This is a genomic window from Hymenobacter glaciei, from assembly GCF_039539585.1.
Classification (GTDB): domain Bacteria; phylum Bacteroidota; class Bacteroidia; order Cytophagales; family Hymenobacteraceae; genus Hymenobacter; species Hymenobacter glaciei.
In genome coordinates, this window is record NZ_BAABDK010000017.1 from 455022 (window position 1) to 468485 (window position 13464).

13 protein-coding genes are annotated in these 13464 nt (G+C 59.8%); 6 read left to right on the forward strand and 7 right to left on the reverse strand.

Annotated features, from left to right (window positions below; all coding sequences use genetic code 11):
* Positions 1-49 precede the first annotated feature (49 nt).
* The 3 genes from gltX to ABD837_RS12640 all read right to left on the reverse strand — a co-directional run bounded on the left by gltX (position 50) and on the right by ABD837_RS12640 (position 2423).
* On the reverse strand, positions 50-1597 hold the full coding sequence (gltX, locus tag ABD837_RS12630; RefSeq protein WP_345054941.1) for a glutamate--tRNA ligase: 1548 nt from the start codon (positions 1595-1597) through the stop codon (positions 50-52).
* A 190-nt stretch (positions 1598-1787) separates the two neighbouring features.
* Positions 1788-1979 carry a hypothetical protein gene (locus ABD837_RS12635; protein ID WP_345054944.1) on the reverse strand — a complete coding sequence of 64 codons (192 nt, stop codon included), beginning with the start codon at positions 1977-1979 and terminating at the stop codon, positions 1788-1790.
* Between the two features lie 60 nt (positions 1980-2039).
* A complete protein-coding gene (locus ABD837_RS12640; protein WP_241936650.1) occupies positions 2040-2423 on the reverse strand; it encodes a RidA family protein in 384 nt (127 codons plus the stop codon).
* 373 nt (positions 2424-2796) lie between these two features.
* On the opposite strand from ABD837_RS12640, the gene ABD837_RS12645 reads away from it, so the two are divergent.
* Positions 2797-3189 carry a 3-hydroxyacyl-CoA dehydrogenase family protein gene (locus ABD837_RS12645; RefSeq protein ID WP_345054949.1) on the forward strand — a complete coding sequence of 131 codons (393 nt, stop codon included), beginning with the start codon at positions 2797-2799 and terminating at the stop codon, positions 3187-3189.
* 14 nt (positions 3190-3203) lie between these two features.
* Here the strand turns inward: ABD837_RS12645 and ABD837_RS12650 are convergent, their stop codons facing one another.
* The 4 genes from ABD837_RS12650 to ABD837_RS12665 all read right to left on the reverse strand — a co-directional run bounded on the left by ABD837_RS12650 (position 3204) and on the right by ABD837_RS12665 (position 9031).
* Positions 3204-4664, reverse strand: a complete 1461-nt coding sequence (locus ABD837_RS12650; RefSeq protein WP_345054951.1) for a DUF6056 family protein — start codon at positions 4662-4664, stop codon at positions 3204-3206.
* A 79-nt stretch (positions 4665-4743) separates the two neighbouring features.
* The gene (gene glmS, locus ABD837_RS12655) at positions 4744-6579 is read right to left on the reverse strand and encodes a glutamine--fructose-6-phosphate transaminase (isomerizing) (protein WP_345054954.1); all 1836 of its coding nucleotides are present in this window, start codon (positions 6577-6579) and stop codon (positions 4744-4746) included.
* Positions 6580-6651: 72 nt separating this feature from the next.
* Entirely contained in the window at positions 6652-8235 is a 1584-nt protein-coding gene (locus ABD837_RS12660; protein WP_345054956.1) for a DUF4270 family protein, read from the reverse strand.
* Positions 8219-9031 carry a glycogen/starch synthase gene (locus ABD837_RS12665; RefSeq protein WP_345054958.1) on the reverse strand — a complete coding sequence of 271 codons (813 nt, stop codon included), beginning with the start codon at positions 9029-9031 and terminating at the stop codon, positions 8219-8221. The genes ABD837_RS12660 and ABD837_RS12665 overlap by 17 nt, the downstream gene beginning before the upstream one ends.
* Positions 9032-9151: 120 nt before the next feature.
* Here ABD837_RS12665 and panC point away from each other — a divergent pair, with 120 nt between their 5' ends.
* The 5 genes from panC (at position 9152) to ABD837_RS12690 (ending at position 13377) form a co-directional block, all read left to right on the forward strand.
* Positions 9152-10000 (forward strand): pantoate--beta-alanine ligase, encoded by an 849-nt coding sequence (gene panC, locus ABD837_RS12670; RefSeq protein WP_345054960.1) that lies wholly within the window; start codon positions 9152-9154, stop codon positions 9998-10000.
* Between the two features lie 74 nt (positions 10001-10074).
* Complete coding sequence (locus tag ABD837_RS12675) at positions 10075-11130, forward strand: lysylphosphatidylglycerol synthase transmembrane domain-containing protein (protein WP_345054963.1); 1056 nt, start codon at positions 10075-10077, stop codon at positions 11128-11130.
* Between the two features lie 86 nt (positions 11131-11216).
* On the forward strand, positions 11217-11696 hold the full coding sequence (gene rfaE2 / locus ABD837_RS12680; protein WP_345054965.1) for a D-glycero-beta-D-manno-heptose 1-phosphate adenylyltransferase: 480 nt from the start codon (positions 11217-11219) through the stop codon (positions 11694-11696).
* 73 nt (positions 11697-11769) lie between these two features.
* Positions 11770-12438, forward strand: a complete 669-nt coding sequence (locus tag ABD837_RS12685; RefSeq protein ID WP_345054968.1) for a zinc metallopeptidase — start codon at positions 11770-11772, stop codon at positions 12436-12438.
* A gap of 330 nt (positions 12439-12768) precedes the next feature.
* Positions 12769-13377 (forward strand): helix-turn-helix transcriptional regulator, encoded by a 609-nt coding sequence (locus ABD837_RS12690; RefSeq protein ID WP_345054971.1) that lies wholly within the window; start codon positions 12769-12771, stop codon positions 13375-13377.
* Positions 13378-13464: the final 87 nt, after the last annotated feature.

Sequence of the window (13464 nt, forward strand, 5' to 3'; positions counted from 1 at the left end):
CCCGTCTGTTATCGGAGGGCAGTTCCACCCTGCGGCAGCTTGCCGCGCGTTATGCAGTGGGTAGTGTGGCCACGGCGGTGTGCAGGCGCTCGGCTACCTCGGGCACGCCCAGAATCACGAGCGTCTCGAACAAGTCGGGGCCAGCAGCAGCACCAGTAACCGCCACGCGCAGAGCCTGTAGCACCTGGCCGGGCTTGAGGCCCTGGGCCGCCATGGTATCGTTGAACAGGGTTTTCAGGCCTTCGGCCGTAACCTCAGGGGCGGTGGGTAAGGCTTGAGCGTAAGCCGTGAGGGCAGTGGCTACGGGGGCGTTCCACTTCTTGCTTACCACGGCTTCGTCGTACTCGGTTGGGGCCTGGAAGAAGTATTTGGCTTCCTGCCAGAAGTCGTTCGGGAAGCTCACCCGCTCCTTCATCACGCCCACAATCTGCTCGGCTTTCTCCTGTGAGCACACAATGGCGTGTTCGTGCAGGGCCGTGAGCAGGTAGGGGGCTAGCTCGGCGTTGGACTTGGCGCGCAGGTAGTGCTCGTTGAACCACTTCACCTTGTTCTGGTCGAACTTGGCCGGCGACTTGCTCACGCGCTCAATCGAAAAGGCCTGAATCAGCTCGTCCATCGAGAAAATCTCCTGCTGCGTGCCGGGGTTCCAGCCCAAGAAAGCCAGGAAGTTCACCAGCGCCTCGGGCAGGTAGCCATCTTCGCGGTAGCCGCGGCTCACGGTTGCCTCGCCGGTTTCGGCGTCGGTGCCGTGCCACTCGAGCGGGAACACCGGGAAGCCCAGGCGGTCGCCGTCACGCTTGCTCAGCTTGCCGGTGCCGTCGGGCTTTAGCAGCAGCGGCAGGTGGGCAAACTGCGGCATGGTGCTTTCCCAGCCCAAGTAGCGGTAAAGCAGCACGTGCAGCGGTGCGCTCGGCAGCCACTCCTCGCCCCGGATTACGTGCGAGATTTCCATCAGGTGGTCGTCCACGATGTTGGCCAGGTGATAGGTCGGCATGCCGTCCGACTTCATCAGCACCTTGTCGTCCACGGCGGAGGAATGCACCACCACCCAGCCCCGAATCAAGTCCTGGAAGCGAATTTCTTCCTTACGGGGCACTTTCAGGCGAACCACGTACTGCGCGCCGCCGTCGAGCAGAGCCTTCACCTCGTCCTCGGGCAGGGTGAGGGAGTTGCGCATCTGCGCGCGGGTGATGGAGTTGTACTGGGGATTAGGCACCTTGGCGGCCTGCAGGCGCGCGCGCATGGCATCGAGTTCTTCAGCCGTATCGAAAGCGTAGTAGGCGTGGCCGGCTGCGATGAGCTGGTCGGCGTACTGCTTGTACATGGGCTTGCGCTCGCTCTGCTTGTAGGGGCCGTGGGGGCCGCCTACACCCTGGCCTTCGTCAATCACGATGCCGCACCAGGCCAGCGCTTCCAGAATGTACTGTTCGGCACCGGGCACAAAGCGGTTCTGGTCGGTGTCTTCGATGCGCAGCAGCATCTTGCCGCCCAACTTGCGGGCCAGCAGGTAATTGTAGAGGGCCGTGCGCACGCCGCCAATGTGCAGCGGGCCGGTGGGGGAGGGGGCGAAACGCACCCGAACTTCTCTTTCAGTCATAACGGAAAAAAGCGCGCCCCGGAGTTCGGAACGCGCTGCAAAGGTAAGGCTTGTCGCGAGTCATCCTCATCTGGCGGCCACGCGGTAAAGCACCTTGTCGCGCCCGCGCGATTCGCAATAATCCAAACGATGCGAACGTAATAAGGTCCTTCACCGCGTGGCCGCCAGATGAGGATGACTCGGGCCTTTATTAGTCCCGGTTCTTGAAACCCAGCCACAGGGCAAGCCCCAGCAGCGTGATGCCGCCACGGATGACCCAGGCCATCGTCGGGCCCCAGTTGTCAATCCATTTCAGGAAAACGTAGTGCGCGTTGGGGTTAATCAGCGGTAGTACCAGCGAAATAAGCCCAATAATGAGCAGGCCGAGTCCAAGTTCTTTCATGCGATGAGTCGAGTTAGAGGTTGGAAATGAATTACTCCCAACGCCTGCGGCGGCTGGATATTATGCGCCGACGGCAATGCAGGAAATCTCCACTTGCACGTCGCGCGGTAGGCGGGCTACTTCCACCGTTTCGCGGGCCGGGGCCGTGGCTTCGTCGAAGTACGAGCCGTATACTTGGTTGATGGTGGCGAAGTCGCCGAGGTCTTTTACGAAGATGCTGCACTTCACCACATCGGCTAGCGTGAGGCCGGCAGCGGCGAGAATGGCGGTCAGGTTCTTCAGTACCTGGTGCGTCTGGGCCGTGATGTCGCCGGGCACCAGCTGCCCGGAGGCGTCGAAGGGAATTTGGCCCGATACGTAGACGGTGTTGCCCGCCTTCACGGCTTGCGAGTAGGGGCCAATGGGGGCCGGAGCCTGGTCGGTGAGGATAATCTGGTGGGCCATAATGCGGAGTCGGTTAGGGTATCTTTGGCCCAAAGTAACTACCGAAACCATGCACATTCTGGTTATTGACGGCCACCACGTAGAAGCGGAATTCCGCGAGAAGTTCGGGCCGACGCACGAGTACAGCTTCATCGAAGCAGATTACGAGAGTGATGCTCAATGGGCTCCTATTCAGCAAGCACTTAATCTTGCAATCATCACGGCTAACGTAGCGTTTTGCTTTTGTGATGCTCTTTCCAGTAGAAGTCAATATTATCTGCTCAAGGACACCAAGTGTCCAATTTTTATCGAAATCCTTAGGGAGTTTTTAGCAGATGCTCATCATGAAGGTTTAAATGGGCAGCCAACCCAAATGCTTTTTGGCTTCTGCGGCTTGCCTACGCTCCTCAACCGCCGGCTGCTCGAAGTGAGCCTTTACGATGAAGCTAACCGCGAGAAGCTGGCCGAAACCTGCTCCGCCCTTGGCACCGACTACCGTGTGGTAGCCGACCGCGTGGGTTTGGTTACGCCCCGCGTCATCTGCCAGATTATCAACGAAGCCTGCTTCACCGTACAGGAAGGTACCGCCACCATGCAGGACGTCGACCTCGGCATGAAGCTGGGCACCAACTACCCCAAAGGCCCCTTCGCCTGGGCCAACGCCATCGGGGTCGAGCGCGTGTATGCTGTGCTTGAGGCTCTGTGGCAGGATACCCACGACGAACGCTACAAAGTCTGCCCGCTACTCAAACGGCAGGCCCTGCGCGGCGAGCCATTTGCGGTATAGCCTCAGCAAATCAGTTACGGCTTTGCGCTTGGCGGCTGCACCCACACGGCTTTTTTGCCGAAGAACTGCGCGTAGGCTTGGTTGCCCCACAGCGTAGAGTTGGCGGAAATATCGTAGTAAAAAAGCGTAACGGGCTGCACCGGCAGCGGCGGCAGGCCCACGCCCGGCGCGGCGGTGGCCCGCAGCGTAGCATAGCGCGCCCGTTGGGCCGCATCGTAGCGCGCCGCATCGCCACTAAGCCAGTCGCGGTAAGCCTGCACTACTGCGGTGTAGCCTTGGCCAATGCCTGCGTGCGTAAGGTGGGTATTGTGGTCGGTAGCCAAGGCCAGCGGTAACCACCCGAGCAGGGCCAGCCGCACATATGCCGGCAACGGCGGCAGCACATGCCCCTGCTGCACCCACCACGCCACCCAGGCGTAGGCCGAGAGCAGCCACCCCACCACAAATAACAGGTAAATAACGTTGCGCAGGCGCGGTGGCGGCGGTAATTGTACCGTGAGGTAAGTTGGCAGGAAAGCCGCCAGTACCAGGCCCAGCGTTACCGCCGATAGCAGCCACGGCGAGCGGGTAAGGCGCTGCAACGCCAGGGTGGGTTGCAGCGCCAGGCGACCCATAGCAGGTACCAGCAGCAGCGTCACAGCCAGCAGCAGCCCATTCCCGAACCAGTTAAGCAACGAATAGGTGGCTGCTACGCCAGCTTTGCAAACCGCCAGCACTACCTGCCGGCCAAGGCCCAACTGCGGCGCTTGCACTGTTGCCAGGCGGTGTACATTGCCCGGAGCAGCCACCGCAACGCCCAGGCACACCAGCGCCAAGGCCGTCAGCACCAGCCAGGGGGCGCGTTGGCCGGCTTTGCTGCGCAGCACTAGCAGCAGCAGCAAACCCGCCAGCAGGGCCGCGGTTACGAAATTGGTGCCCATCAGCACCACCGTGAGCATGCCGGCAGCTACAAAATGCAGGGGTGAGCGGGTTTGCGCGGCCCGCACTAGCTGCGCACCCCAACTCAGGGCAATGGCCCCGCTTAGTAGGTAGGCCCAGGCTCCCGTCAGCCAGTATAGGCCCTCGGCCGGGCTGGGCAGCTGCACCAGCACCAGCATGAGCAGCAACGCCGTAGCCGGGGCGCGATGAGGCGGGTTTAGCAAAGCACGACACAACTGCCAGGCGCCCAGCACCAGGGCCGCCAGTACCAGCAGCGGGCTCAGCCAGTAGTATTCCAGCAGCCCGTGCGCCAGCGGGTTGATGCCGGTGAGCAAGGCATTGGTCGTGTAGGTGCCTTGCCAATGCTGGTATTCCCAGCTTTGAAAAGCCCACCAGCTCTGGCCCCGTGACGCACCTGCAAACCCAAAGTCATCCAACGCCGGGTGGCTTCGGAAAGCCAGCACAAACAGCGGCAGCAGGCAGCAAGCAACTCCCAGCAAGGGCCATGCGCGTAACAGACGGCTAAGCAGGAAGCGGCGCACAGAGCTCGGATGCACAATGAGGAAGGAAACAAAAAGAAAAATCCGCTTGCGTAAACAAGCGGATTTTTCGTGAAGCTACAAATCAGGGGAAGGTTTATTCCACCGTCACCGACTTGGCCAGGTTGCGGGGCTGGTCCACGTTGCAGCCGCGCAGCACCGCGATGTGGTAGCTCAGCAACTGCAGCGGCACTACCGACACCAGCGGCATCAGCACGTCGCTGGTATGAGGTACTTCAATTACGTATTCAGCCATGGCCGGAATCACCGTGTCGCCTTCGCTTACCACGGCAATGATGCGGCCCTTGCGGGCTTTCACCTCCTGAATGTTGCTCACCACTTTCTCGTACGAGCTGTCGCGCGTGGCAATTACCACCATCGGCATGTTTTCGTCAATCAAGGCGATAGGACCGTGCTTCATCTCGGCAGCGGGGTAGCCCTCGGCGTGAATGTAGCTGATTTCCTTGAGTTTCAATGCGCCTTCCAATGCTACCGGGAAGTTGTAGCCGCGGCCCAGGTACAGGAAGTTGGTGGCGTCTTTAAACTCCTCCGCAATTACCTGAATCTGCGCGTCCAGCTTCAGTGCTTTCTCTACTTTGCTCGGAATCGTCTCCAGCTCCACCATCAGCTCGCGCAGTTTGGTGTCGGTGATGGTGCCACGCTTCTGGCCCATAATCATGGCCAACAGGGTAAGCACCGTTACCTGTGCGGTAAAGGCTTTGGTTGAGGCCACCCCGATTTCGGGCCCGGCGTGGGTATAAGCGCCAGCGTCGGTGGCCCGGGCAATGCTGCTGCCCACCACGTTGCACACACCGAAGATGGTAGCGCCCTTGCTCTTGGCCAGCTCGATGGCGGCCAAGGTATCGGCCGTCTCACCGCTCTGCGAAATGGCAATCACAATGTCGCGCTCCGTAATAATCGGATTGCGGTAGCGGAACTCCGAGGCGTATTCTACTTCAACCGGAATGCGAGCCAGGTCTTCAATCAGGTACTCGGCCACCAGGCCCGCGTGCCACGAGGTGCCACAGGCCACGATAATGATGCGCTGGGCATTGATGAACTTCTGCTCATAAGCCCGGATACCACCCATGTTCAGGTGACCCGACTCCAACTCCAAACGGCCGCGCATCGAGTCGAGGATGGAGCGGGGCTGCTCGAAAATCTCCTTCAACATAAAGTGCGGGTAGCCGCCCTTCTCGATGGAGTCGAGCTCCATCTCCAGCTTCTGGATGTAAGGCGTCTGGCTCACGTCCTCACGGCTGCGAATTTCCAACTGCCCGTCGCGGATAACCACAATTTCGTAGTCGTTAACATACACCACCTCATTGGTGTACTCGATAATAGGAGTAGCGTCGGAAGCAATGAAATACTCACCTTCGCCGATGCCAATTACCATTGGGGAGCCTTTGCGGGCGGCAATAAGCTGGTTCGGAGCATCCTTGCTGAGCACCACGATAGCATAGGCGCCCACTACTTCGTGCAGGGCCAGGCGGACGGCTTCTTCCAGCGAGCAGGCGTTTTGCGTCTGGATTTCCTCAATCAGGTTCACGAATACTTCCGTGTCCGTGTCGGAATGAAACACGTGGCCCTGCTGCTGCAGGTGCGTTTTCAGCGCCGCGTAGTTTTCAATAATGCCGTTGTGGATGATGGCAATGCGCTCCGACGTCGAGTAGTGCGGGTGGGCATTCTCATCGTTGGGTTCGCCATGGGTAGCCCAGCGGGTGTGGCCCATGCCAACATGGGCGTGCGTGTCTTTCTCGGCAATGTAGGCTTCCAGTTCGCTCACTTTGCCCTTCTTCTTGTACACGGTCAGGTCCCCATTGAGCAGGGCCACGCCGGCCGAGTCATAGCCACGGTATTCGAGGCGGTGTAAGCCCTTGAGGATAATGGGGCAGGCCTCGCGATGGCCCAAATAAGCAACAATGCCGCACATGGCAGGAAAAATTAGAAGGTTAGAATAGGGAAACAGCCTGCCGACACCAGGGTTAGCTAGCTAGGCTGCCAGTTAGCGCTTCGAGTAATACACCCGCAGCTTGATGTTGGTTGCGTCCAGCACAGCCCGATTTAAGGTAAGCGTATTGTATAAGCGCAAGCCAGAACCTGGGGCAAACCCCGGGGGTATTGCGTAGCTGTCGGCCAGTAGAACCAGCGATGCAGGGTTCCCGCCGAGCTGGTTGTTCAGGTAAGCTTGTAGGTAACTGGTAACGGGCAAGGTATAATACGTTTGAGCCGCTGAAAAGGTCGCGAGAGACCCTACAGCCGGTGTCCCGCTCCCGGTTTGGCTACTACCGTCGGTCTGCACAATCCGGTCGGTCGGCAGGAAGTTTACCATGCGTTTCAATACCGTATTGAACGAGTTAACTTCTACTGCATAGAGCTGCGCCGGGTTCTGGAACAGTACTTTGCTATAAGGTTTCACTGGCACGCGCAATTCGGCGCGGTTGATGGTTAGGCCTCCGGCCGCGGCTGCTTTCGTCAGGGCATCCAAGCCCGTAAAAGTGATGCGCGTGCCCAGGCCAGTACCCTCCTGCGCGTAGCTGATACCGCCAAGGGCAGCGCTGGGCACGAAGCCTGCACTGCTGCTGAGAGCCGATAAGGCAGCTGGTAGCTCGGGCGTAATCTCGGTGTAGTAGCGCGGGTCGCTGCTGCTCGAAAGGCCGGCGCTGCTGAAGGCTGGCCCGAAATACACCGTGTACGACCGTTTCAGCGTGTCAGCATTTATTCTGGCTTTGGCTGGCGGCACGGTGGCGGGAGATACAAAAGCCGATTTGCTATGAAAATACAACACCATTTTCGAAGCATTGGGGCGGCCGAAGCTCACAATACTGCTGCTATAGTTGGTACTGGGTGCTATAGCCAGTCCCTTCAGCACCGCATCGAGCTGTGGCTGGCTGAAGCCTGGCACCTGCAGCTTGGCAAACAACTCAGTGGCCAGCGCCAGCGGCATGGCAGGCTGCGAACCATTGGCCACGCGGCGCTGCATCACCAACCGTACGGTTGGGTCGGGCACCGTCGTGGTGACGGCCGGAACGTTAGGGGTGACGGAAGTATCGGCGGCCTTCACCACCTGCTCCCTGGTGCGGTCGAGGCGACTGCTCAGGTTCTGGCCCAGAGGCAACAAGGCCGGAGCCGGCGAACTGGCCGTGTAGACCTGCCGGTCGTCGAGCGGTGCAACCAGCTGAGACACATCGAAGCGGGCCGGCGCGCTGCTGCTGCCGTACACGCGGTCAAATCCCAGTATCACCACCGTCGAATCAAGAATGGGGCTTCCGAAGAACTTCTTGGAATCGAGAAATTTCGAGGGCAGCGAGTCGGCTACGCTCACATCCACCACGTTGAAGAAGCTACGGGCGGTAGTAGTGCCGGCCACGTTATCGACGAGGCGGCCAATGAGGAAATGGTCGGTTTTCTGGGTTTGAACTGAATCCAGGCGCACAGTGCCGCTGGATACGTCAAAGTCCTGGTATTGGGTATTGGTTGTGGCCGTGTCGGGTAGGTCCACATTAAGAGCGGTGCCGGTGTCGCAACTGGTCAGGGCCAGGGCGGCGAGGGCAGCCAGAGGAGCGCAACGGCTAGTTAGCCAATTCATTATACAGGGCTAGGTAAGAAGAGTGCAGGTTTTCATCGGTAGCTACCTGGCTAAGCTTGTTGTGGAGGGCGTATTCGTGAAACAGGCCGTTCATGTTTTCCGAAAAGTCTTCGTCGGAGCGCACCACGGTGTCAGCATACTCCATGCCCATTTTCACGAAGCCGCTGAAATCAGCGGTTTTCAGCGAAGCCATCATGTCGTCGTCGATGTCAAGCATCTTGGCTTTCTCCAAAATGTTGCCTTCGAATTTGTCCATGAACTCGTTGTTGTAAATCGAGAACACCGACTTGGCATCCTTGAACACCGGGTCTTTCTTGTAGGTGGTTTTCAGGTAGAGCGGAATCAGGCCCGTCATCCAGTCGGAGCAGTGCACGATGTTGGGCGACCAGCCCAGCTTCTTCACCGTTTCGAGCACCCCTTTGCAGAAGAAAATGGCGCGCTCGTCGTTGTCGGCGTAAAATTTATCGTTCTTGTCGACCAGCGCCGACTTGCGGTGGAAGTAGTCCTCGTTGTCGATGAAGTACACCTGCAGCTTGGCCGTTGGGATGGACGCAACTTTGATGACCAGCGGCTTCTCGTCGTCGCCCACGGCAATGTTGATGCCGGACAGGCGTACAACCTCGTGAAGGCGGTTTTTGCGCTCGTTGATGATGCCGAAACGCGGTACGAAAATGCGAATCTCGCAGCCCATCTCCTGCATGCTGGCCGGCAGACGCCGCAGCATTTCCGCCACTTTCGTGGTCTGCAGAAACGGGTCGATTTCGGTGGCCGCGTAAAGGATTCTTAGCTTCGACATACAGGTTTTTTTGAAGAGGATGGAACACGGCCATACTATGGGTGCACAAAATTACACAATTTTGAGCGGAATTTCAATACCCCATAGCCTGACGCCCTTCCCAGGGCCCTACTTCTTCTAATGCAGATACTGACTACCGCCGCCGGGTTGCAAGCCCACACCGAAAGTGCCCGCCAAGCCGGCCGGCGCATTGGGCTGGTGCCCACCATGGGGGCATTGCACGCCGGCCACCTGCAATTGGTGCAGGCCGCCCGCGCCGAGTGCGACGAAGTGATTGCCACCATCTTCGTGAACCCAACCCAGTTCAACAACCCCGACGACTTCCGCCTCTACCCGCGCGTGCCCGACGCCGACGCCGCCCTGCTGGCGCCGGCTGGTTGCACGGCTCTGTTTGCGCCCTCAGTAGAGGAGATGTACCCCCAGTCCGCCGTGCTGCGCTTCGATTTTGGCGACCTGGAGCGGGTGATGGAAGGGGCGCACCGCCCCGGCCATTTCAACGGGGTGGCCACGGTGGTGAGCAAATTGTTTCACCTGGCCCGGCCGCACCGGGCGTATTTTGGACAGAAAGACTGGCAGCAGGTGGCCGTGGTGCGCCAGTTGGTGGCCGACTTATCGTTCGACCTGGAAATTGTAGCCCGCCCCACTATCCGCGAAGCCGACGGGCTGGCCATGTCGTCGCGGAACCGCCGGCTCGGTGCCGAAGCCCGCGCCGCTGCGCCGCTGCTCTACCGCGTGCTGACAGCCGGTGCCGAGCAGGTGCGGCAGGGCGTGGCGCCGGCTCAGGTGCAGGTGCAGGCCGAGGCCGCCCTGGCAACCGAGCCATTGCTCACGCCCGAATACTTTGCTGTGGCCGATGCGCAGACGCTGCAACCCCTGGCTGGCTATACGCCCGGCCGCGCCGTGGTGCTATGCCTGGCCGCCCACCTGGGTGGCGTGCGGCTGATTGACAATGTGTTGGTGGAAGTGTGAGCGTGCCAAGGCGCTAATGGCTCTTCACCCGCGCGCAAGGTTACCTTTGCCGATAATTATTGCCCGCTGTTCTATTGAAAACGTTTCTGAATATTCTCAAATACGGGTTGCTGCTGAGCATCTCGGGGGCCCTGATGTGGTATGCCATGCGTGGCCTGAAATGGAACGCCATTGGCCACGCCATTCGCACGGCCAACTATGCCTGGCTGACGGTAACGCTGGGACTCTCCGTGCTGGGCTACTTCAGCCGGGCCTACCGCTGGCGCATGCAGCTCGAGGCCTCCCAAACGCCTGCGCCGTTCTGGGCCGTGTACCACGCCATGATGGTGGGCAATCTGGCCAATATTGTGCTGCCGCGCATGGGCGAGGTTATCCGCTGCTCGGTGCTGCGGCGCACCAGCGGCGTGCCGGTGCAAGTCGCTATTGGCACGGTGGTAACCGAGCGCGTGATTGACGTGCTGGTACTGCTGGGCCTGCTCAGCAGCGTGCTGCTACTCGATTTCAACACGTTTTGGGGGTTTGTGACGCAGAACGTGCTGGGTGGGCGCTACGATACGCTGGCCCGCAACCGCACGCCGCTGCTCATTGCCGCCATTATTGGGGTGGTGCTGCTGCTGGTAACCGGTGTGGCGCTGTTCCGCAACCTGGAGCGGCTGCGGCAGAATGCATTTTTCAACAAAGGAGTGGTGTTTATGAAGGGTCTGCTGGCCGGGGTGTTCAGTGTGCTGAAGCTGGAAAAGAAGGGCGCGTTTTTGCTGCACACGTTCTTTACCTGGCTGGTATATTACCTGATGGACTACCTGGCGTTTTTCTGCTTCCCCGAAACCTATGGCCTGGATATGAAGGCCGGCCTGGCCGTGCTCACCTTCGGGGCATTTGGCATGGCTGCGCCGGTAGCGGGCGGCATCGGGCCGTTCCACGTAATGGTACAGGGGATTCTGCTGGTGTACGGCATCAGCAAAGAAGCCGGAATTGCCTACGCCCTGGTGGTACACGGCGCTCAAACCCTGCTGGTGGTGGTGATGGGAGCCATTAGCTTCGTGGCGGTGGCCGCGGCCGACAAGGGTACCGTGGCGGCCGAAGCTGAAGCGCTGGCGCATGAGCCGCTGACTACAATCAATGAGGAATGAGGAATTAAGAATGAGGAATTGGCAAGCTCATTAAACTGGCCTTATTTCTCATATCATTCCTAATTCTTCATTAAGCGAAGCGTCATATGTGGACGAAAGATAAAATCCTCACCCGTGCGCAGTTGCCAGCCACGGTGGCGGCCTGGCGCGCACAAGGCCGGAAGGTGGTGTTCACCAACGGCTGCTTCGATTTGCTGCACCTCGGCCACGTCGACTACCTGGAGCAGGCCCGGCACTTGGGCGACGCCCTGGTGGTGGGCTTGAACACCGATGCTTCGGTGGGAGGCCTCAAGCCCGGCCGGCCTATTCAGGACGAAGATGCCCGGGCGCGCATCCTGGCTGCCCTGGCATTTGTCGATGCTGTGGTGCTGTTCGGCGAACCCACGCCACTGGCCCTAATCGAACTGGTACAGCCCGACGTACTAGTGAAGGGCGATGATTACGCGGTGAGTGGAATTGTGGGTCACGAGCTGGTGTTGAGCCGGGGTGGGCAGGTGTGCACGGTGCCGCTGGTGCCGGGCTACAGCACGTCGCGCATCGTCGAAAAAATTATGAAGCACGAGTAGGCTGATTACGTCTGATACGGCGTTGCTTCGGGTTCATGGTTTTTTAACTCTCAACTCACCATTCCCTTCAGTCATGTATCCTCTGCTTATTCTGCTCACCCTGGCTAGCTGGCTTATTCAGTGGCGGTTGCGCAGCAAGTTTAAACAGTACTCCCAAGTGGGACTGAGCTCGGGCCTGAGCGGGGCAGAAATAGCCGCCAAAATGCTGGCTGACCACGGCATCTACGATGTGCGCATCATCAGCACCGAGGGCCAGTTGACGGACCATTACAACCCCACCGACAAAACCGTGAACCTGAGCGAAGGCGTGTACGCTGAGCGCAGCGCGGCCGCAGCAGCCATCGCGGCTCACGAGTGCGGCCACGCTGTGCAGCACAGCACTGCCTACTCGATGCTGCAGTTTCGCTCGGCCCTCGTGCCCACGCTCAGCGCCGTGTCAAAATGGGTGCCGATGCTCATTCTGGCCGGTTTCTTTCTGATAAATCGGACGCCGCTGCCGCTGCTGGTGGGCATTGGTTTATTTAGCCTCACCACGCTGTTTTCATTCATCACGCTGCCCGTCGAGTTTGATGCCTCGCGCCGCGCCCTGGCCTGGATGGACCAGCGCGGTGTGGTAACAACCCAGGAGCACGCCATGGCCAAAGATGCCCTCTGGTGGGCAGCCATGACCTACGTGGTCGCGGCTCTTGCTTCGCTGGCCTCGCTGCTGTACTACGTCAGCATCTTCACGCGCCGCCGGTAGTTTCAAGTCACTGCATAGCGCTTTTATGGCCGCCGTCCTGTTTGCAGGGCGGCGGTTTTGGCGTTCAGGGCCTTGCTGGTGGCGCATGTTGCCTGTGCCCCTGCTATCAGGTTTATGAATACTCTTTTACAGCGGGTATTGCCAATATAAAGCAGGGAAATGCCCCTGAAAAAATAAATAGAACATACCAGCTATTGGCTATTGTATGGGATGGTAAAAATCACCTAATTTGTTGAACTGGTTCCAGTATACTCTACTGGGTTCGGCCGGGCTGTGGCCTTCCATCCACACACATCCTAGGCTTGCCGGCTCACTTTTTCTGCCGATGCAATGTTTCCTTCTACCCCAACGGCCCTGGTAGCGGCCGTGCCCTCCCTGCTGCGGCAGGGGCTGGTAGCTACCCTGCGCGAGCGCTGGCCCGCGCTGCACCTTACCCTCACCGCCGATGCGACGCAAGTAGCCGATTTGGTAGCGCAAGCTGCTTTCGGCTTGGTGGTATTGGACGGCGCCCTGCCCGGCCACCAGTTAGGGCAGCTGCTCGGGCGCTTGTACGGCATTCGGCCCGCCCAGCGGCTGGTCGTGCTTACCGACCAGCACCTGCTGCCCAGCCCGTCGGCAGCCGCTACGCCGCTGCAGTTGCCGCGCCACATTCCGCCACAGGCTCTGATGGCCGCCCTGGCCAGCTGGCTCGATACGCCCACCACCGGCGCGGCGCCCTACGGGGCCCGGCCCAAAGCCATGGTCGAGCCCTTCAGCCCGCGCGAGCTGCAGGTGCTGCGCCTGGTAGTGGCCGACCACTGCAACGAGGAAATCGCCGACCACCTGTGCCTGAGCGTGCGCACCGTGGAAAGCCACCGCCGCACCCTGCTGCACAAGGCCGGCACCCGCACGCTGGTTGGCCTGGCCGTGCGCGCCGTGCGCGAAGGGTGGGTAGCCTGAAAATTCAGTGCTGGCACTGATGCGGCAAGGGGTTCAATCGCCGTATTTTACGGTGCTGTTGGCTACGGCTGGCCGCGGACGCCACTC